Source organism: Halobellus limi (assembly GCF_004799685.1).
In the GTDB taxonomy this organism is placed as follows: Archaea; Halobacteriota; Halobacteria; order Halobacteriales; family Haloferacaceae; genus Haloquadratum; species Haloquadratum limi.
Genome location: NZ_CP031311.1, coordinates 948023 through 972958 on the forward strand (window position 1 = coordinate 948023; position 24936 = coordinate 972958).

At 69.1% G+C, this 24936-nt stretch carries 20 protein-coding genes; 10 read left to right on the forward strand and 10 right to left on the reverse strand.

Annotated elements, in window-relative coordinates; genetic code table 11:
- Positions 1-202: 202 nt before the first annotated feature.
- From DV707_RS04830 to DV707_RS04850, 5 genes are all read left to right on the forward strand, one after another.
- Positions 203-568, forward strand: a complete 366-nt coding sequence (locus DV707_RS04830; RefSeq protein WP_103990348.1) for an ArsR/SmtB family transcription factor — start codon at positions 203-205, stop codon at positions 566-568.
- Positions 569-696: 128 nt separating this feature from the next.
- The gene (locus DV707_RS04835) at positions 697-1560 is read left to right on the forward strand and encodes a carbohydrate kinase family protein (RefSeq protein ID WP_103990347.1); all 864 of its coding nucleotides are present in this window, start codon (positions 697-699) and stop codon (positions 1558-1560) included.
- A 236-nt stretch (positions 1561-1796) separates the two neighbouring features.
- Positions 1797-2324 carry a hypothetical protein gene (locus tag DV707_RS04840; RefSeq protein ID WP_394337399.1) on the forward strand — a complete coding sequence of 176 codons (528 nt, stop codon included), beginning with the start codon at positions 1797-1799 and terminating at the stop codon, positions 2322-2324.
- 77 nt (positions 2325-2401) lie between these two features.
- Positions 2402-3130, forward strand: coding sequence for a nucleoside phosphorylase (locus tag DV707_RS04845; protein WP_103991219.1), 729 nt, complete (start codon positions 2402-2404; stop codon positions 3128-3130).
- Position 3131: 1 nt separating this feature from the next.
- Positions 3132-4655, forward strand: a complete 1524-nt coding sequence (locus DV707_RS04850) for an HPP family protein (protein WP_103990346.1) — start codon at positions 3132-3134, stop codon at positions 4653-4655.
- Positions 4656-4691: 36 nt separating this feature from the next.
- Here the strand turns inward: DV707_RS04850 and DV707_RS04855 are convergent, their stop codons facing one another.
- From DV707_RS04855 to DV707_RS04880, 6 genes are all read right to left on the reverse strand, one after another.
- Complete coding sequence (locus DV707_RS04855) at positions 4692-6005, reverse strand: NAD-binding protein (RefSeq protein ID WP_103990345.1); 1314 nt, start codon at positions 6003-6005, stop codon at positions 4692-4694.
- A 105-nt stretch (positions 6006-6110) separates the two neighbouring features.
- Positions 6111-6377 carry a DUF7511 domain-containing protein gene (locus tag DV707_RS04860; RefSeq protein WP_103990344.1) on the reverse strand — a complete coding sequence of 89 codons (267 nt, stop codon included), beginning with the start codon at positions 6375-6377 and terminating at the stop codon, positions 6111-6113.
- A 508-nt stretch (positions 6378-6885) separates the two neighbouring features.
- Complete coding sequence (pstB, locus tag DV707_RS04865; protein ID WP_103990343.1) at positions 6886-7809, reverse strand: phosphate ABC transporter ATP-binding protein PstB; 924 nt, start codon at positions 7807-7809, stop codon at positions 6886-6888.
- The gene (pstA, locus tag DV707_RS04870; RefSeq protein WP_103990342.1) at positions 7802-9436 is read right to left on the reverse strand and encodes a phosphate ABC transporter permease PstA; all 1635 of its coding nucleotides are present in this window, start codon (positions 9434-9436) and stop codon (positions 7802-7804) included. The genes pstB and pstA overlap by 8 nt, the downstream gene beginning before the upstream one ends.
- Entirely contained in the window at positions 9436-10578 is a 1143-nt protein-coding gene (gene pstC, locus DV707_RS04875) for a phosphate ABC transporter permease subunit PstC (RefSeq protein WP_103990341.1), read from the reverse strand. The genes pstA and pstC overlap by 1 nt, the downstream gene beginning before the upstream one ends.
- Before the next feature lie 151 nt (positions 10579-10729).
- Positions 10730-11941 (reverse strand): substrate-binding domain-containing protein, encoded by a 1212-nt coding sequence (locus DV707_RS04880; RefSeq protein ID WP_103990340.1) that lies wholly within the window; start codon positions 11939-11941, stop codon positions 10730-10732.
- Positions 11942-12118: 177 nt separating this feature from the next.
- On the opposite strand from DV707_RS04880, the gene DV707_RS04885 reads away from it, so the two are divergent.
- The 4 genes from DV707_RS04885 (at position 12119) to DV707_RS04900 (ending at position 16133) form a co-directional block, all read left to right on the forward strand.
- Positions 12119-13057 (forward strand): halo transducer protein, encoded by a 939-nt coding sequence (locus DV707_RS04885; RefSeq protein ID WP_136361794.1) that lies wholly within the window; start codon positions 12119-12121, stop codon positions 13055-13057.
- A 238-nt stretch (positions 13058-13295) separates the two neighbouring features.
- Positions 13296-14549: a potassium channel family protein gene (locus DV707_RS04890; protein WP_103990338.1), complete on the forward strand. Its 1254-nt coding sequence runs from the start codon at positions 13296-13298 to the stop codon at positions 14547-14549.
- A complete protein-coding gene (locus DV707_RS04895) occupies positions 14546-15820 on the forward strand; it encodes a TrkA C-terminal domain-containing protein (RefSeq protein ID WP_103990337.1) in 1275 nt (424 codons plus the stop codon). Before DV707_RS04890 ends, DV707_RS04895 begins: the two co-directional genes overlap by 4 nt.
- 31 nt (positions 15821-15851) lie before the next feature.
- The gene (locus DV707_RS04900) at positions 15852-16133 is read left to right on the forward strand and encodes a ubiquitin-like small modifier protein 1 (RefSeq protein ID WP_327328678.1); all 282 of its coding nucleotides are present in this window, start codon (positions 15852-15854) and stop codon (positions 16131-16133) included.
- Positions 16134-16246: 113 nt separating this feature from the next.
- Here the strand turns inward: DV707_RS04900 and DV707_RS04905 are convergent, their stop codons facing one another.
- The 4 genes from DV707_RS04905 to DV707_RS04920 are packed head-to-tail and all read right to left on the reverse strand — an operon-like array spanning position 16247 to position 24022.
- Positions 16247-18262, reverse strand: coding sequence for a SpoVR family protein (locus tag DV707_RS04905; RefSeq protein WP_103990336.1), 2016 nt, complete (start codon positions 18260-18262; stop codon positions 16247-16249).
- Positions 18263-18291: 29 nt separating this feature from the next.
- On the reverse strand, positions 18292-19650 hold the full coding sequence (locus DV707_RS04910; protein WP_103990335.1) for a YeaH/YhbH family protein: 1359 nt from the start codon (positions 19648-19650) through the stop codon (positions 18292-18294).
- Positions 19641-21950, reverse strand: coding sequence for a PrkA family serine protein kinase (locus DV707_RS04915; RefSeq protein ID WP_103990334.1), 2310 nt, complete (start codon positions 21948-21950; stop codon positions 19641-19643). Before DV707_RS04915 ends, DV707_RS04910 begins: the two co-directional genes overlap by 10 nt.
- 2 nt (positions 21951-21952) lie before the next feature.
- The gene (locus DV707_RS04920) at positions 21953-24022 is read right to left on the reverse strand and encodes a PrkA family serine protein kinase (RefSeq protein ID WP_103990333.1); all 2070 of its coding nucleotides are present in this window, start codon (positions 24020-24022) and stop codon (positions 21953-21955) included.
- Positions 24023-24461: 439 nt separating this feature from the next.
- Between DV707_RS04920 and DV707_RS04925 the strand changes: the two genes are divergently transcribed.
- Positions 24462-24890: a DUF5820 family protein gene (locus DV707_RS04925; RefSeq protein ID WP_103990332.1), complete on the forward strand. Its 429-nt coding sequence runs from the start codon at positions 24462-24464 to the stop codon at positions 24888-24890.
- The last annotated feature ends 46 nt before the right edge of the window (positions 24891-24936 follow it).

Below are 24936 nucleotides of genomic sequence, written 5' to 3' on the forward strand. Positions count from 1 at the left end.
AAACCGCCGGGGGAACTTCGGGGCGAGAAACTGTGCCCGCCCTCTCTTGTCGGAGCGCCCCGTAGGAGCGCGTATGATTGACATTCGAGGAGGTTCGGCGAATCCCAGTCTCGGTCCCTCGGACGGTCGGCGCTCCCCGCCCGTCCGATGCCCGGAAACGTTCGCTAACGATCCCGGCGCGGGCTCGCGGCGCGCGTGAACGATGGCGGGCCTGCTACCCTCCCCGCGATCGATCGAGCAGCCGCCGCAGGAGCGAACCGAGGTCGTCGTCGACGGGAGCGGATCCGGCACGGTGTTTACGGTCCTGGCCTCGGAGACGGCTCACACGATTCTCGGCGCGCTGCGGGAAGAGCCACGACCGGTCTCCGCGATCGCCGAGACGGTCGAGACGTCGCTGCAAAACACGCGGTATCACGTGGAGCGCCTCTGTGAGGCCGGGTTCGTCGAACCGGTCGACACGCGGTACTCCGCGAAAGGCAGGGAGATGACCGTGTACGGGTTGCGGGTCGACCGGCTCGTCATACGGTTCGAGGACGGCTCTCAGTCGGCGGAGTCGACCGCGGACTGACGCCGCTCTGGGTCCCTCTGGGAGCCGTCGGCACCGCGCGGGATCGAAGGGACACGGGTCCCGACGACGCGGACCTCCCGTCGTCGCGTCCGAGCGTTTTTGTCTCCGGCCCGCCTTCCCACGCAGAGATGCCCCGGGTTATCTGCGCCGGCCACGTGAACTGGGACGTGACGCTCCGCGTCGAGACGCTGCCGGACCCGGACGGCGAGGTCGCGGTCGACTCGCGACGCTCCGGCGGCGGCGGCAGCGCCGCCAACGTGGCCACCGGACTCGCGGACCTCGACGTCGATTCGGGGCTGCTCGGCAGCGTCGGCGACGACGAACACGGGCGGACCGCGCGCGCTGAACTCGCCGACGCGGGCGTCGACGTCGACCACGTGCTCACCGTTCCCGAAACCGAGACCACCACGAAGTACATCATCGTCGAGCCCTCGGGCGAGGTGATGGTCCTCGGCTGCTCGGGTGCCAACGAGTCCTTCGCGGCCGACGATCTCCCCGAGTCGGCGCTGGCCGACGCCGACCACCTCCATATGACGAGCCAAAGCCCCGAGACGGCGGCCCGCCTCGCCGAGCGCGCACGCGAACGCGACGTCCCGGTGAGCTTCGACCCCGGGCGGCGGATCGACCAGCGGGGGTACGGCCCGGCGCTCACGTCGGTCGATTACCTCTTCCTGAACGACCGGGAGGCGGCGCTGGCACTCGACGCGTTCGACCTCGAAGCGCAGACGCTCGTCCTCAAACACGGCCCCGACGGCGCGGAGATCCGCCGGGGCGAGGACCGCACCGCCCACCCCGGCTATCCCATCGAGGTCGTCGACACGACCGGCGCCGGCGACGCGTTCGCCGCGGGGTTCATCGCCGCGAGCGTCGGCGGGGCGAACGACCACCGTGCGCTGGCGGTCGCGAACGCCTGCGGCGCGCTGGCCTCGAAGGCGCCCGGGGCGCGGACGTCGCTCACCTGGGACGACGTCCGGGCGTTCCTTGGGGAGTGAGACGCACGGGCGTTCCGGGGGAGAGCGAGAGATCTGGGCGTTCCTGGGAAGTGAGACGTCCTGCGTTCCTGGGGGGCAAATACATCGTGCGTTCCACGGGGAACGCGATCGCGCGTTCCCCGACGGGCGAGACGTCCCGCCGCGTATCAGGAGCGTTTTTGACCCTCGCCGATGACGGGTACGTACTCGTGTTCTCTGCGTCCGCCGTCTCCGGGGGCTCTCTCACCGGGACGCCGCTGTCCGTGCTCGTCGCCGTCGCTCCGGGCCAGGTCGGGTTCGGTGGCGGTACCGGCGTCGGAGTCGGGCGCTTCGTCCTCGTCTGTGTCGCCTGTGGACTCCTCGGCGCGGCGGTGATGGACCTCCCGATGATGAAGCAGGAAGACGGGTTCACGCCGGCGTACGTCGCCGCCGCGCTCCTCAGGCGCACGTCGCCCGGAGAAGTCCCTTTCCGCGAGGCGGTCGTCGTCCACCACGCCACGGGCGCCATCGCGGGCGGGCTGTACGGACTCGCCTTTCTCCTCTTCGCCGCGGTGCTCCCCGCCGGTGCCGTCGTGGGCGGCGTCGAGGCGGTCCCCCACGTCGCCGCGGCCGCCGGGATCGCCGCGTTCGTCTACGGGTTCTTCGCCCACGTGGTGCTGCCCCGTGCGGGCCGGCGCATCTACGAGGAGCGGGCGACGGCGGTCCGCGGGCAGTGGCTCCGGTCGGCGGTCGTCTTCGGGGTCGTGATCGGCGTAGCCGTTCCGGCCCTCACGAGCGTGCTGTAGCGATCGACCCTTCTCCGGTGGCCTCCGACGTCGGCGCTGACCGCGTCGTTTTTCACCGCCTCGCGCGAGGTGCCGGTATGGCCAAACAGCCGCACCTGCTCGTCGAGTCGGGCGACGTCCACGACACCGCGCTCATCCCGGGCGACCCCGGGCGCGTCGACCGCATCGCCGCCCAGTGTGAGGACGCCGAGACCGTCGCGGAGAACCGCGAGTACAAGGTCGTGAACGCGACCTACGAGGGCGTTCCGCTGACGATCTGTTCGACCGGCATCGGCTGTCCCTCCGCCGCCATCGCCGTCGAGGAACTCTCCCGCGTCGGCGTCGAGACCGTGATCCGCGTCGGGACGACGGGCGCGCTCCAGCGCGGCATCGAGATCGGCGACATGGTCGTCGCGACCGGCGCGGCGAAGGAGGAAGGGACCTCCAAGCGCTACGAGGACGCCGTGATCCCGGCCGTTCCCGACTACGAGGTGCTCACCGCACTCGTCGACTCGGCGGAGGCGCGAGGCGAGGACGTCCACGTCGGGCCGATCGTCTCCGACGACGCGTTCTACAACGAGAACGACGCGTACGTCGAGGAGTGGGAGGCGGCGAATCTCCTCGCTATCGAGATGGAGGCCGCCGCGGTGTTCTCGCTCGCGCGGCGGAAGGGCCTCGCGGCGGGCGCGATCTGCACCGTCGACGGCAACCTCGTCGAGGGGACGCAGAAGGGCGCGGACTCCGACTCCGAACTCCCTGAGAAGGCCAAGGACAACGTCGAGCGCGCCATCGCGCTCACGCTCGACGCCGTCGTCGACCTGGCGTAGGATGCGCGGGCGGGGGCTCCTCGACGCGGCGCTGGACCGTCTCGTCGCGGCGCGGAGTCGCATCCGGCGGATCGAGCGGCGGGAGCTCGGGGAGTTCCGCCGCTGGATCCAGGACACGAGCAACCTGCTGCACCTCTCGATCGTCCTCTTCGTCCCCGTCGTGATCGGCTTCGTCACCTACGTCTCGAACCAGGTGCAGACGCTGTCGTTCCTGCTCTTCCCGCCGCTGGCCTCGGGGACCTTCACGCTCTTTCGGGACCCCGAGGGCGAGTACGCGAACCCGGTCCGGTTCGTCGCGAGCCTCAGCGTCGGGGCGCTGTGCGGGCTCGTCGCCTACACCGCGACCGTCTGGGCGTACGGGAGCGTCGCGCCCGGCGTCGTCCACCCCGAGAGCGCCGCGCTCGCCATCTTCCTCACCGGGCTGGTCACCTGGGCGGCCGACGTCGAGGCGCCCTCGGCCTTCGCGACGGCGCTCTTAGCGCTCGTGACCGGCGACGTCGACCCGGCCACCTATCTCGTCAGCATCGTCCTGGCGTCCTCGCTCGTCGCGGGCGCGTTCGTCGTCTGGCGCGAGCAGTTCTACGAGCGACGCGCGAAGTACCTCTACGAGACCGTTCGCGGCGACGACCACGTGCTGGTCCCGATGCGGGGGGACACCGACGACCGGACCGCCCTGTTCGGGGCGCGACTGGCGGCCGCCCACGAGGCGGGGAAGGTCGTCCTCTGTGACGTCGTCGACGACGCGACGGGTCGAGAGAGCGGGCAGGCCGACGCTGCCGACACCGCCGAAGCCGCGGGCGACGCCGGACGCGACGACGAGACGAGTGCCGCTGGCGGTGTCGAGGTCGATGACACGGCGAGTGCCGCGGGCGGTACCGACGACGAGACGCTCTCTCCGGCGACCGCCGAGCGGGTCGACCGACTCGAGGGGCTCGCCGGGACGATCCGGACCCGGGTCGGCGTCCCCTGCGAGGTCGTCGTCGTCGCCGGCGACCCCGTCCAAGCGACGCTGCAGGCGGCGCGGAACGCGAACTGCGACCTGATCGTGACGCCCTACGAGGCCGACCGCGGCGCGCTCTCGACGTTCGTTCGCGGGATCTTCCGCAGCGAACTCGACGCGGTCGCCTTCCGGTCGTCGTCGGACCGGCGTCGCTGGTCCCGCGTGCTGGTCCTCGTGGCGCGCCCCGGCGACACGGCCCACGCGATGATCGACTTTGCGACCCGGCTCACCTACGGCCGCGGGATGGTGAGCGTGACGACCTGCGTCGGCAGCGACGTCGAACGCCGACGGGCCGAGAACCGGCTGGACCACCTCGTCGAGACGGTCGAGGGCAACGTCGAGACGCGGGTCGCCCGCTCGTCGGTCGACGACTTCATCGCCGCGAACGCCGGACACTACGACCTGCTCGTACTGGGGTCCAGCGGCGAGCGCTCGCCCGCCTCCCGGTTCGTCTCGCCGCCGATGTTCCAGCGGTTGGAGGGCCTCGACTGCGACGTCGCCGTGTTCGACCGCGGGGCGCCGTGACGGTCCACGGTTTCCGAGCGGCCCGCAGCGCGGTCGCTATTCCCGCCGTTCGGACGGATCGCCGTCGTCACCGCCGCCGGCTCCTCCCCCGTGGTCGGTTTCCGTCCCGGCGTCGGCTCTTCCCCCGTGGTCGGCGTCCTCCCCGTCGTCGCCTGCCTCCCCGACGGCCTCGGCCGCGGCTTCGATGTCGCCGCCGCCGTCGTCGCCGAGGAGGTGCGTCTCGAGCGTCTCCGCGCCCTGCCGACCCAGCGCGGACTCCGCGAGGAAGTGCGCGCCCAGCGTCGCGGGGCTGATGACCGTGTCCGCCCCGGCTCGTTTCAGCTTGTTGATGTTCTCCCGCTGGGTCGCGGCGGCGACGATGGTGACCCCGGGGTTCAGCTGCCGGGCCGTGAGGATCGTCAGCGCGTCCTCCGCGTCGTTGTTGGTGGCGGCGACGACGGCCTGTGCGGCCTCGATCCTGCCGCGGTGCTGAGCCTCCTCGTCGCTCGGGTCGTCGGTGAGGACCGTGTACCCGCGCTCGGAGAGCCGCCTGGCGCGCTCCTCGTCGTCGACGACGACGAGCACGTCCGCCTGCGTCGAGAGTTCTTCGAGAATCGGTTCCGTCAGGTCCCCGAATCCGAGCACGAGGACGTGGTTGTCGAGTACGTCGAGTTGTTCTTCTGTCATGCGTCCGAGTGCCTTCGAAAACCGCGCCTCGATGAGCGGCGTGAACACGACCCCGAGCACGACGGCGAACGAGGAGACGGTCACGAGAAGCACCGAGAGCGCGAACAGTTCGCCGACCGCGGAGTTCGGGGTGATGTCGCCGTAGCCGACGGTGCTGCCGGTCACGAGCGTGAAGTAGAACGCGTCTAGGAGCGTGCTTATCCCGTCGAAATCCTCGCGCAGCGCGAACGCCCCGGCGGTCCCGTACGCCTGTGCTCCCCCCAGCGCCGCCAGCGAGGCGATCTGACTCGTGGTCAGCGACAGCTCCCGATCAAAGGCGCGGACGTTCAGTCCGACGATGGCGAGCGCCAGCACCGAGAGCGCGATGAGCGGGAGCGACAGCTGCGAGGACTGGAGGACCCCCTGTACGGCCGTGATCGGGAACAGGAAGAGCGTCGCGTACCAGGCCGCCCGGAGGCGTCGCTGGAGGCCGAACGCGCTCAGGAGCAGGACGAACCCGGTGAGCGTGCCGGTGAATGCCGTCACCTGCCGGATGACGCCGGGGATGACGACGCCGAACAGTGTGAAGTCCGCGCCGGTTCCGACGCCGATGTTGGCGATGCCGGTCACGACCGACAGCACGCCGACCAGGAGCGTCAGGACGACGGAGGCGCGTGCGCCGATCCAGTCCCGCGAGAGCGCCATACCCCTTCCTCCCGCGTCATCGACTTAAGAATCTCGCACTCGGGGGTGTGCCTGCCGGGTCGCTCCGTCAGCCGGCGGGGCGATCGTCGCGCGACGGGACCCGTCTCATCGCCAGGCCGCGAGGTCGACGACCGCCGAGAGGTCCACCGAGAGCCACGTCTCCATTCGCTCGATGCCGGTCAGCCCCGCCGGGTGGACGGTGCCGCGGTCCGCGCCGTCGTCGCGTTCGGCGATCGAGAGCCGAAGTTCCGGGACCGTTCGACGAGAGTCGGACTCCGAGGTCGCGGCCGCCGGAGGATCTATCGACCGTGTCGCCGACCGCTTCGACCGGCGAGCGTCGCCATCGTCGGGAGCGCGGGGTGTACTGCTCATCGCTCGGTTACGTGATCCGCCGTCGGGTACAAAGCCGCTGCTAAGAGCGTGACGTACCTCTCCGTGCGTCGGATAGCCGGACTGACGGATATATAGCGCTCCGGTCGGATCTGTCCGATTCCCCTACCACGTCCCGAGACGGGTCTTCCGAGGACTGCGGCGAGGACGTGTCGACGGACGCCTTACGGGACAGAACGCGATTGCGACGCTGAGAGAGCGTGACGCCGGGAGAGGGGTGGACGTGCACGGTATCGGCCACAGAGAGCCCGTTCTCCCGGGCCTGATCGCGCGGAGCGAAACAGTGAACGTCCCCTCGCTGACCCGCTGTACTTTGTGTGTCTCCATCTCTTGACTCCGCTGTCTTCGGCGGGTGGTTCGTGTGACTCCCGCGTCGGATCCGAGCCGGGATGCTGTCGCGGCGCACGAACGTCGCGTCCGGATCCGACCCGCCCGGGCGTCGCTGCGACGCCGCCCGGCGCTCACTGCACGCTACCGCTCGTACCCCGGATCAGCCGAACTTCCCGTTGATGTAGTCTTCGACCCGCTGGCTCCGCGGGTCGTCGAAGATCTGGTCCGTGTCTCCGTACTCGACCAGCTTCCCGCCGGTCAGAAAGACCGCCGTCTGATCGGAGATGCGCTCGGCCTGTTGCATGTTGTGCGTGACGATGACGACCGTGTACTCCCTGGAGAGCTCGTGGATGAGCTCCTCGATCTTCGAGGTGGCGATCGGATCCAGGGCGGATGCGGGCTCGTCCATCAGCAGGACCTCGGGATCCGTCGCCAGCGCCCGAGCGATGCAGAGCCGCTGCTGCTGGCCGCCCGAGAGGCCGAGGGCGTTGTCGTCGAGTCGGTCGTTGACCTCCTCCCACAGCGCCGCCTGTTTGAGAGATCGCTTGACCAGCCGTTCCTCGGCGTCCTCGTCGCTCCGGCCGAACAGCCGTGCGAGGAGGCTCGTGTCGACGTCGCCGTGTTTCCGCGGACCGTAGGAGATGTTGTCCCGGATCGACTTCGGGAACGGGTTCGGGGACTGAAACACCATCCCGACGCGCTTGCGGAGTTCGACCAGATCGACGCCGTCCTGGTAGATCTCCTCGCCGTCGAGCCGGACCGATCCGTCGACGCGGGCCGACTTGATCCGGTCGTTCATCCGGTTGAGACACCGGAGGTACGTCGACTTCCCGCATCCGGACGGACCGATGAGAGCCGTCACGCTCTGTTCGGGGATCTCCATCGAGACGTCCTTCAGGGCGTGATCGTCGCCGTAGTGGACGTCGAGGCCCTCGACCGCCAGCTTCGTCTCGCCGTCGAAGCGGTAGTCGGTCCACTCCTCGTGTAGCCGTTCGTCCGATTCGCCGCTCGTCGTCTGGAGCGGCCGGGCCGTTCCCGCGTCGCTCTCCGCCTGGGTCTGCTCTGTTGGTTCGATTTCACTCATAGCTCAGTTTCCTCCGGAAGTAGTACCGCGTCGCGATCCCCACCGCGTAGAACGAGAGCACCACGGCGAGGAGCACCAGCGCCGTCGCCCACCGGAACTCCTCGGGGTTCGCGACGTTGTCGCCGAGTCCGACCCCCGCGGTGATGAGCGCGAACAGCTGGTAGGGGAGGGCCGACGTCGCCTGGAGCAGTTCGGGATTCGTCACGAACGGCGGCGAGGCGACGAACTCGAAGCCGCCGATCACGTCGGCCGTCTGGCTCCCGGGAACGAAGGTCCCGCCGGCCATCGTCAGCAGGATGGGCGCCGTCTCGCCCGCGATCCGTCCGACGCCGAGGATCACTCCGGTCACGACGCCGGGCAGCGCCGCCGGCAGCACGACACTCCGGATGGTCTGCCACTTCGAGACGCCGAGGGCCGCGCTGGCGTCGCGGTACTCGTCGGGGACCGAGATCATCGCCTCGCGGCTCGTGATGAGGACCAGGGGCAAGAGCATGAAGCCGAGCGTCAGCATCCCAGCGAGCAGCGACTTGCTGTTGCCGAACCGGGGGATGAGGAAGGCGAAGCCGAAGAGGCCGAAGACGATGCTCGGGGTGCTCCAGAGGCCGTTGGTCGCGACCTCGACGGCCTGCGTGAACGGCCCCCGTTCGGCGTACTCGGTCAGGAAGATCGCCGCGCCGACGCCCAGCGGCACCGCGAACAGGACCGCGCCGACGACCAGCCAGACCGTCCCGACGATCGCGGGCAGGACGCCCTGGAAGTCGTTCAGCAACGCGACGCCGTTCATCACGAACGGCACGGAGAACGGCCACGAGAACGTGAAGCCGAGTCCGTCCAGTCCGATCGTCGTCGCCGGGCCGACGCCCGGGCCGAACTCGGCGCCGGTGAGGAGTCCCGGGATCCCCCGCACGACGGTGAACGCGACGAGGACGAACAGGAAGGCCACGATCGAGAGCGCGTTCAGGTAGACGAGGACGTACGCCCCCACGTGCCGGCCGCGAGCGCCGAAGCCGCCGTACGCCTTCGCCGCGGCCCAGCCGGCGTACATCGCGTTCAGGAGCGTCACGACCGGAACCACGAACTCGGCGGTCAGCGACGCGGGCTGCTCCCAGCCGAGGTCCCACACCCACCCGGGGCCGAGGACGCTCGTCAGGAACGCGAGGCCGGTGACGACCGACAGCGCGCCGATCGGGACGGTCGAACCGACGTCCTCGCGCGGGAACGCCGTCGCCGCGAAGGCGACACCGCCCAGCAGGAGACCGACGACGAGGCCGCCGGAGACGCCGAGCCCGAGCGTCTCCGAGGCGAAGCCGCCGCCGACGAGGAACCAGGGGACGCCGGCGGCGACGGCAGCTATCAGCCCCGCGCTGTCGTCCGCGGTCGTCCCGACGTACCCGAGCCGCGAACTCAGGCCGAAGGAGGAGACCGCTCCGCCGAGGAGGACGAGGAGTCCGCCGAGCAGCGTCACCGTCGGTACGCCGGCGATCGAGCCGGTGACCGACACCTGTTCCGCCAGGGAGGCGATCGCCAGGACGAAGAGGACCGTCGAGAGCCCGATCGCCGCCGCGGCCGCGAGGTCGGTCCCGGAGGTCTCCCGGTTGACGAGCGTCGATCGCGTCGCACCGGCCATCAGACGTCACCTCCGAACTGCCGCTTCATCCGCCACTCGATGTACTGCGAGCCGATCGAGATGAACAGGACGGTGATAAAGAGGATCACGCCGGCGACGAACAGCGCGTCCATCTGGAGCCCGTCCGCGTCGCCGTAGTTGCGGGCGATGATCGACGTGAGGGTCTCCTGCCCGTAGAACGCGTTATAGAGCGGATCGGTGAGCCGCGGAACCCCCTTCAGCATCACCGTCGCGGCCATCGTCTCGCCGATGGCGCGACCCACGCCGAGCAGCACCGCGGCGGAGACGCCCGAGAACGCCGCCGGGAGCGTGATCGACGTCATCGTCTGCCAGTCGGTCGTCCCGACCGCGAGCGACCCGCTCTTGATCGACTCGGGCACGCTCGAGAGCGCGTCCTCCGCGACGGAGACGACCGTCGGGAGCGCCATCAGCCCGACGACGACGCCGACGAAGAGGTACGTCCCCTGACCGGTGAGCCGGAACTGGGTGGACGCCCACGGGCTCAGGATGGTGAACCCGATGAACCCGTAGACGATAGAGGGGATGCCCGCGAGGATCTCGACGCCGGGCTTGACGACCTCCCGAACGGGTGGCGGGGCGATCTCCGAGAGGAACAGCGCCGCCGAGACCCCGAGCGGTGCGGCCACCGCCGTCGCGATGACGGTCACCATCACCGTCCCGTGGATCATCGGGACCATCGAGAACCGGACGGGGTCGCTGACGGCGTCCCAGCGCGTCTCGAGAAACATCCGAAGCCCCGGCACGGTCACGCCGAAGACGGTCGCGCTCTCGTATCGGACGACCGGGATCGACTCCAGGAAGATGAACACGATGATGAGTCCCAGGATCAGGAGCGTCGAGACGGTCGTCGTCAGCGTCAGGACGCGAGCCGTTACCTCCTGGTGGCGAAGCCACCCGTACGCGACGGCGACGAGGAACGTCGCGAACGGCACGACGGTCAGCGCCGAGACGAGCAGGAAGCCGGCGAGCGCGGCGACGAGCGAGACCGAGGCGACCGTCACGACCGCGAGCGCCTCGGGTTCGGTCTCGTCGACGAAGTCGCGCGCTTGTCGACCCCGGCGCCTCGCGACCGCCCGGATCCTCGACCGTCCGCGTTCGATGAGATTGTGAGTTGATGACATTGAGTGTATGAATATGACCGACCGCGTGCCGCGTCGGGGCCGCGGCCCCGCTACCGAGCCCTCGGGCTCGTAATGGTTACTCTCACTTTTTCACCGCCGAGCGCAACCCCCGTTGACGGCGCTCGGCGGGAAGAGCCGAGAGTAATCATCATCAGTAGTCGATCCAGTCGCTCAGCTTCTCGCGCTCGGCCTCGATGTCCGCGGTCGGGAGGGGGATGTAGTTGACGTCCTCGACGAACACCCGCTGTCCGAACTCCGTCAGGAACATGTTCAGGAACGCGGCCTCGCGCTGGTCCGTCCCGCTCGGCGTGTCCTCAGTGATCTTCGTGTACATGTGCAGGTCGCGGTTGAGCGGGTACTCGCTGTCGAAGATGGTGTTCTCCGCGTCGGGGTCGGGCTCGTAGACGGTCCCCTCGAAGTCGATCGCGATCGGCTGGACCTGATCGCTCGTGAAGGCGAGCGCCATGTACGCGATGGCACCGTCGTTCTGCGAGACGAGCTGGGCGACCTGCTGGTTCTGCCCCTGCCGGGTGTCGACGTCCATCGACGCGTCGGCGTCGCCGAGCATGTTGAGCCGGAAGGAAGTGTCCGTCCCGGAGCCCTCCGCGCGGCCGATCACGAACAGTTCCTGGTCGTAGTCGATCCCGTCGAGTTCGCTCCAGTTGTCGACCTCGCCCTGGAAGACGGCCCGGACCTGCTCGCCGGTGAGCTGGTCGATCCCGGCGTCGGCGACGTCGGAACTGACCACGATGGGCTGCCCGTCGCGGCCGACGACGTGGTCGACGACCTCCTCGTCCCGGCGCTCCTCGCTCCAGTCGAGTTCGGCCGTGATCGGCCCCGAGGAGTTCCCGATGTCGACGAGTCCGTCGACGACCGCCTCACAGCCGGTTCCCGAGTGCGAGAGGCCGACGGTCGTCGGGAACGGCGGCTCCGAGCGCTGCTCGGTCGGCTCGAACCCGGCCTGGCTCGCGAAGTAGTCGGCGATCATCATGTCCGGCTCGCCGAGTTCCTCCCAGCCGGGCACGGTGCTCTCCGAGTTCGAGCCCCAGTACTCACCGTCGCTCGGCGGCGCGTTGGAGTTCCAGTAGGAACTGCCCTTGTTCGAGATCGGGTAGACCGTCGAGGAGCCCTCGGCGTTGAGAAGCGAGGTATCGACGCCGCCCTCTCCCCCGCCCGAGGCGTCGGACTGCGACTGCGTCGGCGTGCTCTCGCCGCCGCCGTCCCCGCCGGAGGCCGACTCCGTGTTCGAGCCGCCCTGCGAGGCACCGCAGCCCGCAAGACCGGCGGTTCCGACGGCACCCGAGGCGACGAGGAATTCCCGACGTGATACGCGGTCTCCGAGGCGCTCTGATTCGCGCGTCATCACCTGTATCCATCCGGGATCGGATAAAAGCGGTTTATAATAGGCGTCTACGGTGGTCCCATCCGCTCCGGAATCCTCGTCTCCGAAAGGAGCCGAAGAGAGCCGACGCGAGTGCTCTATAGCCCTATAGACACCTAATAGCAGGACGCAAACCGTCCCGGCGACAGCGGGCGAACGATGAGTCCGAACCGAGTGGAGGGCGACCGGACGGTCGTCGGACTGCCGACCGAGGAGGCGGTGGAAGCGGTCGTCGCTGCGGACCCGACGCGCGACCCCGATGAGGTCCGGTCACTCCTCGATCACGTCACGGAGGACGGCCGAGTGACGCGCGACGGCATCGACGCGACCGTCTCGGACGTCGCGAAGCGTCTGGCGACCGCGGAGACCCGCGTCGAACTCGCCCGGTCGGCGCTCGACGACGCGTCGAGGGCCGCCGCCGGAGTCAGGGAACTCGACGTCGTCGCGTCGCGCTTAGAAGGGTATCGAGCGACGCTCGACGCGGTCACGACGCGGGTGGAACGGCTCGGGGCGGAACTCCGGGAAACGTCGACCCCGGCGGACCGCCCCGACGCAGTCTACGAGTCGGTCGTCGAACTCCGGCGGATCGCGATCGAGATTCGGGAGCCACAGCGGCGGGCCGACGACCTGCAACTGGATCTCGAAGAGTTCGGGCGGTGGCTCGGCTCCCACGAGCGCAGACGCCGCGCGTTCGCGGAGGACGTCGACGCCGTCGCCGACTCGCTCGAAGCCGCTCGGGGCGACCGCGACGACGCCGAGTCGTGGCTCGACGCGTCGTTGCAGGCGGCACTGGTCCCGGTACTGATCGCGGACCTGCGGGCCGAACTGGCCGACCTCCGCGAGATGGCCGAACGCGACGGCGTCGCGGACGGAAAGTGGGCCGAGGAACTCGAAGGGCGCCTCGACGCGCTCGAATCGCGGGCCGAATCGGTGCGGGACACGCTCGACGAAGCCGGGACCCCGGCGTGGGCGGAGGCCCACGGCGACCGGATCGACGCGTTCGCGCGTTCCCTCGACGGGGTCGAACCGCCCGTGGACTGGGGTGCGGTTCGGTCCGACCTCGAACGGGCCCGCGCGCTCGACGAACCGTATCCCTGACCGTTTCGCTGGGCTCTCGGACACTCTCGGCTGTGACTGGGCGGTTCCGGTGTGAACGGGAGGTTTAGACGCGACCGGGGCTCCGGTGTGACCGAGAGATTTGGACGCGACCGAGTGGTTTCGCCTCCGACTGCGGGAAACGCGACGGGAGGCCTCGTCGCCGGGGCGACCCGGTTTTCGCGACCCGGTTCCGGGGCCGAGCGACAAGTGTAAATCGCCTCCCCGAGAGAAGCCGTCGATGGCATCGCTCCCCGTCGAAATCCTCTACGGCCTCTACCTCGGCGTGCTCACTGGGCTCGTCCCGTCGTTCATCGCGTGGCTCCTCGGCTTCGGGTTCAAGTACTTCACCGGGATCACGATCCCCGGCCTGGGCGTCGTCGGCCTCGGCGTGATGATCGCCGGCCTCAACGGCGGACTCTTAGCGCTCGCGGACCCCTCGCTCACGGGGTCTGCGAACCAACTCCGGCTCACGGTCGCGCTGCTTGTCGTCCTGATGGGGACGCTGTACGCGCACGGCCAGGGCGACAAGATGGGCGCGTCGCTCCCGCGTCGGATGACGCTCCGCGAACTCACGAAGCGGACCCTCTCGGCGGACGTCGTCGAACTGGTCGGCGGCCGCGGCCAGGCCCGGATCACCGTCGTCGGCGAGATCGGCGACATAGAGGGGTACCCGCCGCTCCCGGCGGCGCTGCGGGAGGCGATCCGCGCGGAGACGTGGACGTTTCCGGCGGATCTCCCGCTCGTCGAACTGGAATCGCGCGTCGCGGCCGCGCTCCGAACGGAGTACGACCTCGTCGAGGTGTCGGTGACGCTCGACGAGCGCGCCCGGGCCACGGTTTCCGCGGCGCCGCCGACGAGCGGCCTCTCGAAACACCTCAAACCGGGCGAGCGGGCGGTGTCGGTGGACGCGTTGGTCCCGACGGGGGCCGCGCGGGGCGACGAGGTGACGGTCCTCGCCGACGGCGAGCGGTTCGACGCGCGGCTTCTGGGCGTCGTCGAGGACGCGGGGGCGGACGCCGGGACGTCTGGATCGGCGGGGGAGCCGCCGGCCGCCGAAACCGACGGCGGTGACGAGACGACCGGCGCGCCGGTCGCGACGAGCGAGGCGACGGTCCCGACGGCGACGGGCGGCCCGGCGCGGGTCACGCTCGCGGCCGGTCGACAGCCGGCGACGACGCTCCTCGCGGCCGACGACGTCCGTCTGATCGTCGAGTCCCGGGGGAGCCGACGGGAGTTCGAGTTGGTCGGACTGCTCCGCCGCACCGGCAAGCGGTTCCGGCGGTTCACGGTCGGGGCGGGGAGCGAGTTGGCGGGGACCACGATCGGGGAGGCCGGCGTCCGGGAGATCCACGGCGTGATCGTCCTCGCGATCAGACACGACGGGTCGTGGTCGATCGCGCCCCGCGGATCGCACGCCGTCGCCGCCGGCGACGACCTCCTCGTCGTCGGTGGCAAGGCGGACCTGGACGCGTTCGGGGAGGTGGCGGCGTGAGTCCCGCCGCGGTGACCGGGCTCTCGCTCCAGGTCGGCGCGGGCATCCCGGACGATCCGACGCTGATCGGCGCGCTGACGCGCGTGATCGGCCTCGCCCTCCTCGCTGCGCTGCTGGCCGCGCTCGGGGCGATTCTCTACCGGTGGTACACCCGCGAGGAGATCCCGGCGTGGCTGGCGACGCTCGTCGGCGCGTCCGGGGTGGCGGTGTATCTCAACGCCGTCGGCCTCTTCCAGCGCGCCGTGGGGTCGAACCCCGCCGACGTGTTCGATCCGACGGTCGTGCTCGTCAACGCGGCGACGCTCGCCGCCGCCATCGCCGTCTCGCCCGCCGGCCGGGCGGTCGGTGACCGACTGGCGACGAGCGTGTTCGCGCTCGTCGGGGCGCGCGAACTCGACACCGAGGTGAGCCGACTGGTCAGCAACGTCGGACGCATCCGCGCGGTCGAACTCCCGGAAGAGGCCGACGACGTGGCCGATATCGAGGGGTACGAGCCCGTCCCGGGGGCGACGAAGGAGGAACTGGCGGGCAAGACGCTCCTCGTGCCCCGGAACCTCCGCGGGGAGGCTCTCCGGGACCGGGTCGCCGCGCGCATCAAGGAGGACTACGGCGTCGGCTACGTCGACCTCGAACTCGCCGACGACGGGACGGTGACGAAACTCGGCCTCGGTCGTCGCGTCGCCGGCCTCGGAACGACGCTCGCGCCCGGGTTCGCCGCCGTCGCCGTCCGTGCCGATCCGGGCGCGGGGGCGTCCGCCGGCGACGCCGTACAGTTGTGGCAGCGGGTCGACGGGACGGGAGCGGACGGAGAGAGTAGCGAAAAAACGGCCAGGCGCGTCGCGAGCGGCGAACTCCGCGCCTCGACCGACGACGTCGCCACGGTGATCCTCGACGAGACCGACGCGGCGGCGCTCGCGCCCGGGGAGTCCTACCGACTGCTCACGCTTCCGACCGACCCCGGCGCGGAGCGCGAGTTCACGGCCCTGCTGCGCGCGGCCGACGAGACGATGGACGCCGTCGCCGTCGAGGAGGGCAGCGCCCTCGACGGCGCGACGCTGGGCGACGTCGCCGCGACGGTGGTCGCCATACGGCCGCCGGGGAACCCGATCGAGGCGATCCCCGCGCGGAGCAGGGAACTCGCCGCCGGCGACGAGCTGTACGTGGTCGCCCGCCCCGAGCGGCTCCGCGAGGTGGCCGGACTCGCGGCGGCCGCGTCCGCGGACGGCGGCGTCGACGGGTCGGACGGGGACCGCGACGACCCGACGGCGTAACGCTCAACTCGTCCGGGGCGCGAGTGGGAGTATGCAGATCACCTGGCGGCTGTTCGCCGATCTCGCCGAGGTCGCGGGCGGACGAGAACACACCGTCTCCGTCGGCGGCGACGGCACGGTCGACGACGCGATCGACGCGCTCTTAGCGGAGTGTGACGGTCTCGACGACCGGATTCTCGACGGTGACTCCATCGCCGACGACGTGAACCTGATGCGGAACGGCACGCCCGCCTCGCCGGCGGACGAGATCGACGACGGCGACGAACTCGCGATGTTCCCGCCGGTGACCGGCGGCTCACTGCCGATTGTTTGACCGGCGGACCCTGGGCGGCTGTGTGACCGGCGGACCCGGACCGACAGCTCCCGACTGACCGTCCCGATCGACGAACGGCTTCGTCCGTCCGGTCAACGGCGGAGAGACGCCGGCTACGACAGCCACTCGTCGGGCTTCGTGTCGTAGTCGATGTCGTCCGCGGCGATCCGCTCTTGCAGGTCGGGGTCGAGTTCGAACTCGTCGAACCCCTCGCCGTCGTAGCGGATCCGCACCCCGACTTCGGTGGGCTCCGGCTCGCGGTTGCGCCGACGCGCGATCTCGACGTCGTGGTCGTCGTACTCCTTGCGGATCGTCATCAGGTTGACCGGCCGGCCCCACAGTTCGTGGACGCGTTCGAGGACGTCGCGCGCCTCGTCGAGGTCGAGCATAATCCCGTTGTATCGGTGTCCGAGAAGCAACTCCCCGCGGTTCCGGAAGTTGTCGTCGAAGACGGCGATCGTCGGCTTCCCGAAGTTGGTGAACTGCAGGAGCAGCTTCTTCTTCACGTCGTCGGGGTCCGTCGAGGCGACGCGGAAGTCCCCCGTCGAGCGGGTGTACTCGTACGTGAAGTAGTCGTTCGACTCGACGAACTCCGGGGAGAGGAACGCGTCGAGGAACGTCACGTCGTTGTGACTCTCGCGGACCTCGTACATCCGGTTCCACCCGGCGGTCTTCTCGACCTCGGCGAGGGCCGCCTCGACGCTGCCGTACCTCGCGTCGTCGAACATGTATCTGGAGAGCTCTTCGAGCTCCGAGCGCCTGACGCGCCGGAGGAACCCCCGGTTCTGCGGTTTCACGAGCGAGAAGTGTCGCTCGGCCAGCCCCTCGTAGGTGAGGACCTTCCACGGATAGCGCTCGACGTCGACGGCGTCGGGGTCCGACAGCGCCCGATCGAGCGTCTCCCAGTCCACGCGGGGGTCGTCCTCGGGGAGGGCCGCGAGATCCTCCAGGGTGTCCGGCCTGATGCGGTCGATCGCCGGGTGCGGTTCGAGGAGGGACTGGACCGCCTCGAAGTCGACGGCGTCGTGGAAGTTCCGCCAGGTGATCCCCTCGACGCGGAGGAGCCTCTCCGCGACTTCCCGCCGGTTGGCCGCGTTCTCGACGTACTCCCAGAGTTCTTTCCCAAGCTTGTACGGGTTGAGCCCGGGCGAGCCCAGCACGCGGGCCTGGTGGTCGGCGTAGGTGAGGAACTCGTCGGTGCCGGCGAAGCGCTCCTCGCCCATCATCTGCGACTCCCAGTAGGCCGCCCAGCCCTCGTTCATCGTCTTCGTCATCTTCTGCGGCGCGAAGTAGTACGCCTCCCGGCGGAGGAGTTCGAGGACGTCGGTCTGCCAGGGCTCCATCTCGACGGCCTCGCCGGTCTCCTCGTCGTAGACGGTCCCCCGTTCGAGGAGGAACCCGAGGACGTCCGCCCGCGGCCGGTCGAGGTCCGCCGCGGCGGCCTCCGCCTCCGCGAGTTCGTCGAGCCACTCGTCGTCGAAGACCGCGCCGCTGACTGCGGGCGAGAAGTCCATCTCGTCGAGTCGCTCTCTGAGGTCCTCCGGCCGGCTCCGCTCCCCGTCGCGGTCGGCGGTCAGCGGCCGGTGCTGGTCGATCGTGTCCTCCAAGCAGGTGACGGCGTCGACGAAGCGCTCGACGTCCTCGCGGTCGATCTCGGAGTCCTCGACGTACCGCTGGATCGTCTCGGCGTGGCGTTCGAGCATCGCGGCGGCGTCGAGGTCGCCGTCGCCGGAGAACCTGGAAAACCACTCGTTGTTGCGGAAGAAGTCCGCGTGCGCCTCGACGTGGGTGATCACGGCCTTCTGGTCGGCCAGGGAGTTCGACTCCTGCAGGAAGGCGTGGCTCGGGTCGTCGTTGTTGACGATCTCGAAGGCCTTGCCCATCCCGAACTGGTCCTGCTTGCGCTGGCGGTCGTAGGTCATCCCCCAGCGCCAGTGCGGGTACCGGGTCTGGAAGCCGCCGTAGGCGATGAGCTGGTTCATCTCGTCGTGGTCGACCACCCAGTAGTTCACCGGGTAGGGGTCGAGTCCGAGTTTCCGGGCGAGCGCGGCGGCCTCCCGCACCGGCTCTTCGAGCCGATCGGCCTCCTCGCGCGCCGCCCGTCTGAAACGTCGCGGTCTGGTTGTCATGGTCTGTTGTTGGTGTGGTTCATCGGCAGTCAGGACGACCCCGCCGGTGACGCCGTCGATACCTTCGACGACGCCGGCTGGAGGATCTCGTAGATCGCGTCGGTGACGTCCTCGGGGCCGCTGACCCGCGCCACGACGACGCTTTCGTCGTCGGAGAAGGCGTCTTCGACCTCCTCGGCGTGCGTCGCGTTGATCGCCGTGCCGCCGGGCTGGGTCTCCACGTACGCGTGTCGGTTCGCGGGGATCTCGCGCATCAGCGGGATCACCTTCTCGGTGGTGTCGTTCGAGGAGTTCTCGGAGTCGCCGGCGGCGAAGACGTAGCGGTTCCACTCCGCCCAGGGGTACGCGGCCTCCAACACCTCCTTCGCCAGTTCGTACGCGCTGGAGATGCGCGTGCCGCCGCCCGAGCGGATGCCGAAGAACTCCTCGCGGTCGACCTCCCAGGCGTCGGCGTCGTGGGCGATGTAGACGAACTCGGCGTTGTCGTACTTCCCCTGGAGGTACCAATCCAGCGGCGTGAACGTCCGCTCGACGAGTTCGCGCTTGGTCTCGCGCATCGACCCCGAGACGTCGCGGATGTTCACGACGACGACGTTCTTCTGCTTCTTCTCCTCGATCTCGGGGTGGCGGTACCGCTCGTCGTCGCGGCGGAACGGCACTTCCTTGAGCCCCTTCCGCCGGATCCGCTGGACCGCCGTGGTCCGCTCGACGTTCGACTCCATCTCCGCGAAGGAGCCCCACGTCCCGCGTTCTTCGTCTTCGATCTCGTCCCACTCGGACTCGATCCAGGCGAGGGAGACGAGGATGTTCCGCTCGCGACACCACTGGAAGACCGACTGCGGCGTCTCGCCGTCGACCTTCATCGCCTCGCGGACGAACTCCTCGTCGAAGTCGGTCGCGAGCTTCCGTTTTAAGCCCTGTTTGAACAGCCGCTCGAAGTCGAGCGTGCTGTTCGGGCCCGTCCGCGTGACGTCGGTGAAGTCGCCCTGGACCTCCTCGATCACCTCCTTGCCCTTGGGTTCGAGGTCCAAGCCGAGCTCCTCGTCGAGTTCCTCGGCGAACTCCTCGGGGTCCATCTCGTAGTAGCCGTGTTCGCCGCCCTCCTCGCCGGGCTCGCCCTCTTCGCCCTCGTCGTCCCCGTCGCCGTCGCCGGGCTGCGGCTGGCCGACCGGCTGTCCGACGTCCGGCGTGCCGCCGTCGCCCTGGCCGACCCCGCCGCGGTCGAGCCTGTCGTACTGGAACTCGGGGAGGTCGACGACCTTGATCGGGATCTGGATCTGGTCGGACTCGGATCCGCTGAGGTCGCCGTAGCGGATGAACGATTCGAGGTCCTCGCGGCGCTCCTCGCCGACCTCACGGAACCGTTCGAGGTCCTCTCTCAGTCCCATCGGTGACGCACCTCCCGCATCACGGCGCGGCTCGTCAGCTCCGCCGACGCCGGCGTGTAGCCGCGGTCGATCAGTTCCTCGACGGTCTGTGCCTTCAGCCGCGCCGTCTCCGTGTTCTCCGGCGGGTCCTCCCACTGCGCGGGGTCGAAGTCCTCGTAGAGCCGACGGACGTCGGCCCACTCGTTCGTGTCCAGCACCGATCTGATCACCGGGATCTCCGAGAGGTCGACGTCGTCGACGGCGAACTCCTCGTCGCGGTTCTGCCACGCGTAGCGGTTCAGCGCGGTGATGATCTTCTCGCGGCGGAACCGCTTTACCGTCTCCGTGGGCTGGTTGCCGAGGTAGTCGTCCTCGTCGAACCGGCCCAGCTGTTCGGTCTCGAAGAGCTTCATCCGCAGCGGGTCCGGGTCGATCGAGCCGTGGATCGTCTCGACCTGCTCGTCGCCGTCCCACGCGTAGACGTGCTCGACGTACTCGGCGACGGTCTCGCGTTCGACCGAGTGCTCCGCGAGCAGCGCCGCGAGGACGTCCTCCTCCTGCCTGTCGAGGACGTACTCCTTGGCCATCGCGACCCGCCCCTCGTACTCCGCGCGCTCGGAGCGCGAGAAGACCGGCGCGTCGTGTAACCCCTGGGCCATCGCGTCGAGGACGTCCTCGGGGAGGACGACCCGCTCGACGTCGAGGTCGGGGTGCCACCGGTCGGTGTCCTCGTGTAACAGGTCCGCGATGACGTCGCGGGTGAACGTGACCGGGATGCCGTGGATCCCCTCGCTCTCGCCGTCGAAGGCGAACTCCTCGACGCCCGTCCGGCCGTCGTCCTCACGGACGTAGCCGTAGTCGAACAGCAGCGCCTTGTCGACGAGGTCGTAGCCGGCGGGGACGTCCTCGCCGTCGAGACGGGTGAGCACGCTGTACATCGCCGCGGCCTCGATCGCGTGCGGCGCGAGCTCCTTCGAGCGGACCGCTCCGGCGCCGCTCTGCACGTCGACGAGGAGCGGGGCGCGGACCCGTTCGCGCAGTTCCTCCTCCTCGTCGACGTCCCAGACCGCCGTCTCGTCGGTGAGTTCGCGGCGGATCAGCTCCGCCTCCAGAGAGAGGTTTGTGAGATACCGGAACTCGTGTTTGTCGAGCCGGCGTTTCAGCGCCTTCAGCGGGTCGCGGCCGTTCCGGTCCGCGTACTTGTCGAGCTCGGCGTCGAGGTCCGGGTTCGAGATGATGAGCAGCTGGGTGTCGACGTCCATCCCGGTGCCCTTGTCGAGCTTGACGTGGCCCTCGTCGGGGACGTTCAGGAGCTTCTGCAGCAGGTCCGCGTGCTGGGCGGCGTCCTCGACGATCGTGAGGAGCCCGTTGCCCTGCGAGAGCACGCCGTCGTAGCTGAACGCCTGCGGGTTCTTCCGCCCTCGCGAGTCGAGTTCGCGGAGCATCCCCGGCATCCACGACCCCACGAGCCGCTCTTTGGGGGAGCCGTCGTCCTCGGAGTGGAGGACGCCGATCCCCCGTCCGACGTCGACGACGTAGTTCTTCACGCGCAGGTGGGTGGGGTCGGTGACCGCCGAAAAGAGGTCGCGCGTCCCGTCCCTGCGGTACTTCTCCTCCAGGTGGTCGTACGCCTCGCGGCAGAACGGGTCGAGTTCCGTGTCGACCGCGATGGGCACGTGATCGTCGGACTGGTCGTTCAGCGCCGCCAGCAACTCCCCCCGGACGTCGGCCGGAAAGACCGAGAGCGGGTGCGACTGCACCGGGCTCTCGTACCAGTCGGTCTCGCGCTCCGCGCCGCTCGTCTCGCCGCCGTAGGAGAGCCCGCGGGTGTCGCTGGCGCTCGCGACGTTCCACTCGACGGTGTACCGGCGACCCTCCTCCGTCCTCGAGTACGCCCGCAGCCCGTTGATCAGACAGCGCTTCAGTTCGGACTTCCCGGTGGCGGTGGGGCCGTCGAACCAGAGGATCTTCTCGGATTTCCCCCGCTCGGCGGCGATGGTCCGGAGATCGTCGACGAAGCCGTTCAGCACCTCCGTGTTCCCGAGGACGGCGTGTTCGCCGTCGTTCGCCGGATCGTCGAAGAAGCGGTACCGCTGTCTGGTCTCGCCCTCCTCCAGCACCGTCCGCGTGCCCATCGACTCGATCGCGTCCAGCAGGTACTTCGAGGCGTGCGCGGCGATCGACGGCCGCTCGAAAGCGGCCTCTACGTAGGCGTCGAGGCTCATCGGCTCCTCGTAGGTGCCTCTGAGGTGCTCGTCCGCGCGCTCGACGTAGTCGCGCGCCGGGTCGGAGTCGGAGCCGTGGGTGTGTTTGGCGGTCATACTCACTCCTCGAGTTCGCTCTTGGCCACCTCCGCGCCGGCGAACTCCAGCACCTCGCGCGCGCCCTCCGGGGAGTACCCCTGTTCGATCAGCGCGTCGATCCACGCGCTGCGCTCGTCGTCGTCGAGTTCGTTCGCGCTGACCAGCGCCGAGAAGTTGATGTTGTGCTTCTTGTCCTCCCAGAGCTTCCGCTCTAAGGCGCGGCGGAGGCGGTCGTTGTCCTGCGGGTCGAAGGAGGTGCCGTCGCGGGCGCGCCGGGAGACCCAGTTCGAGACCTCTTGGCGGAAGTCGTCCTTTCTGTCCTCGGGGATCTCCAGCTTCTCCTCGACGGATCGGAGGAACGTCTCGTCGGGGTCCTGCTCGCGCCCGGTGAGTTCGTCCTCGACGGTGGCGTCGTCGATGTACGCCATCACGTGGTCCATGTACTTCTCGCCCTGCCGTCTGATCTCGTCGACGTCGTAGGCGAGGGCGTGGCGGACGTCCTCGATGGCCCGGTCTTTGTACTCCTCGCGGACGAGTTCGAGGTAGCGGTGGTACCGGTCGAGGTTGTCCTCGGGGATCGAGCCGTGGTTCTCCAAGTTGGCCTCGAAGTGCGAGAACACCGACAGCGGCGAGAGGTACGACCGGCCGCGGTGCGTCGAGTCCATGATCGCCTCGGCGATCTCGTCGCCGATGAACCGCGCGGAGACGCCGTCCATCCCCTCGCCGATGTCGGCCTTCTCCTCGCCGTTCTCTCTGAGCTTTCTGACGTCGACGTCGTCGCCGTCGTCTATCTCTCCGTTGTACGCCTTCGCCTTCTGCACGAGCGAGACCGACCCGTCGGGCTCGGTGAGCCGCGTCAGGACGCCGAACAGCCCCGCCATCTCCAGGGCGTGCGGCTCGATGTGCATATCCGGCACGTCGGCGTTCCGGAGCATCTTCCGATAAATTTCGGCCTCCTCGTCGTACTCCAACACGTACGGGAAGTCGATCCGCTTCGTCCGGTCGTTGAACGCCTCCATCTTCTCGTCGCCTTTCTTCTCTCTGTACTCGGGCATGTTCGTCCGCCCGACGATCACCTGGTCGATGTCGATTCTGGGGTTGTTCTTCGGTTTGATCGTCTGCTCTTGGGAGGCGTGCAGGAAGTCGTAGAGGAACTCCCGCTGGAGCTTCAAGAGCTCCTCGCCGGAGAAGAGCCCGCGGTTCGCGTTACAGAACGCGCCGGAGTAGTCGAAGGCGCGCGGGTCGGACTCGCCGTAGACCGCGAGTTTCGAGTAGTTGACGTCGCCGGTCAACTCCGTCTCGTCCTGGTTCTTCTTGTCCTTCGGCTCGAACGTCTCGACGCACTGGCGCTTGTTCTCCGAGGCGACGAGGCGGACGATCTCGACGTGGTTCTCCAGGACTTTCCGCAAGTCGTCGTCGTAGTGGGCCAGCAGCTTGTCGAGGTAGAACTCCGAGGCCGGATCGAGCGTCTGGTCGTTCCGGATGGTGTAGGGGGCGTCGAGGCGCTCGTTGAGCCGTTCGATGACCCCGTCGCGCTGCGGCTGCGGCAGCAGGACGAGCGGGTCCTGGTTCATCGGCGAGGTGACGACGTCGTCCTCGGGGTCCTGATCGCGGACGACGTCGCAGAGGTTCGTCCACCGGAAGGTGTACATCCGCCCCGCGTCTGTCGCCGTGTAGTCCTCGAAGTAGCGTCGCACCATCCAGTCGAAGTGCGACTTCCCGGAGCCGACCGGGCCGAGAAGGAGTTTGATACGCTTCTGGGGGCCGAGTCCCCGCGCACCCGATTTCACCTTGTTCACGAACTCGTGGATCGACTCGTGGACCTCCCGTCCGTAAAAAGTGTTCTCGCCGTCGTGGAGCGGGTCCTCGGCGGCCATTCGGTACTCGACGACGCCGGCGTCCTCGTCGTAGTCGGTGCCGTAGTGGTCGAACATGTCCGCCACCCGCTGGTGGGCGTTGCGCGCGATCCGCGGGTCCTCGTACACGGCGTCGAGGTACCACTCGAAGCGCTTGGCTTCGCGGAGGTCTTCTGGCACCGAGTCCTTGTACTGCCGGCTCAGGGTTTCGAGGGTTTCTCTGTCACCGTTCATTGTTTGTCCGTCTCGGGGAGCGACAGGCCCCGGCGGCCGTTCGGCGGACGGGGCACGGCGAGCGGGTCGTTCGCGCCGTCACTTGGTATGTCTCCACATACCAATGCGCACACGCGCAACGAGACATCACGGGGCGACGGCGACGAGACGGCGACGGGGCGACAGAACGTCGATTGCGGCTGACGGTGCGTGTGCGGGCGGTCGCTCGATCCGGTTGACCGAGACTGAACGTATGTGAGTGATCAACACACATAAGCCTTCCTTCGATTACGGTCCCGGTAGCCGGGGGGTCGATTCCGATCACTCGGCGGGGGCTCACCGTCGGCCGACGGTATTTGTAGGAGGACGAACGAAGGGAGGGTATGATCGGATACCCGGACGGCGACTCCGGCGAGGCGAGACCCCTCCGGCGGGGAATACCGGGGGCGAACGCGGCGCGATGAGCGACGACGACCCGGACGGCGCGGTCGGGGGCGACCCGTCCGAGGACGAGCCGCCGGCGGGGTGGACGCTCTGGAACGACGAGCCGCACGGCCGGCGGATCTTGGTCTACCGCCCGGACGCGTTCAACGAGGCCAACGACCTGCCCGCCGAGTGCATCCCGACGATACTGGTCTCGAACCGCTCTCGGGCGCGGCGACCGGGGGCCTCACAGATCGCGACCGACACCTGGCACGTCGCGCTCACGCTCGAACCCGAGGTCGAGGCCGTCGTCGAATCGTACGAGAGCCGCGAGGCCGCCGTCGCGGGCGCGAACGACCTAGCCGGGCGCTTCGCCGACGGCGAGGTCGACTACCGGGCGGCGTATCAGATCCCGCGGGAGGCGTACCTCGACCGCCTCGACGACGTCGTCGGCGACGGCGAGTGAACGGCCGCGGACCGCTCGACCGCCGATGTGTCATCCGACGCCCGTC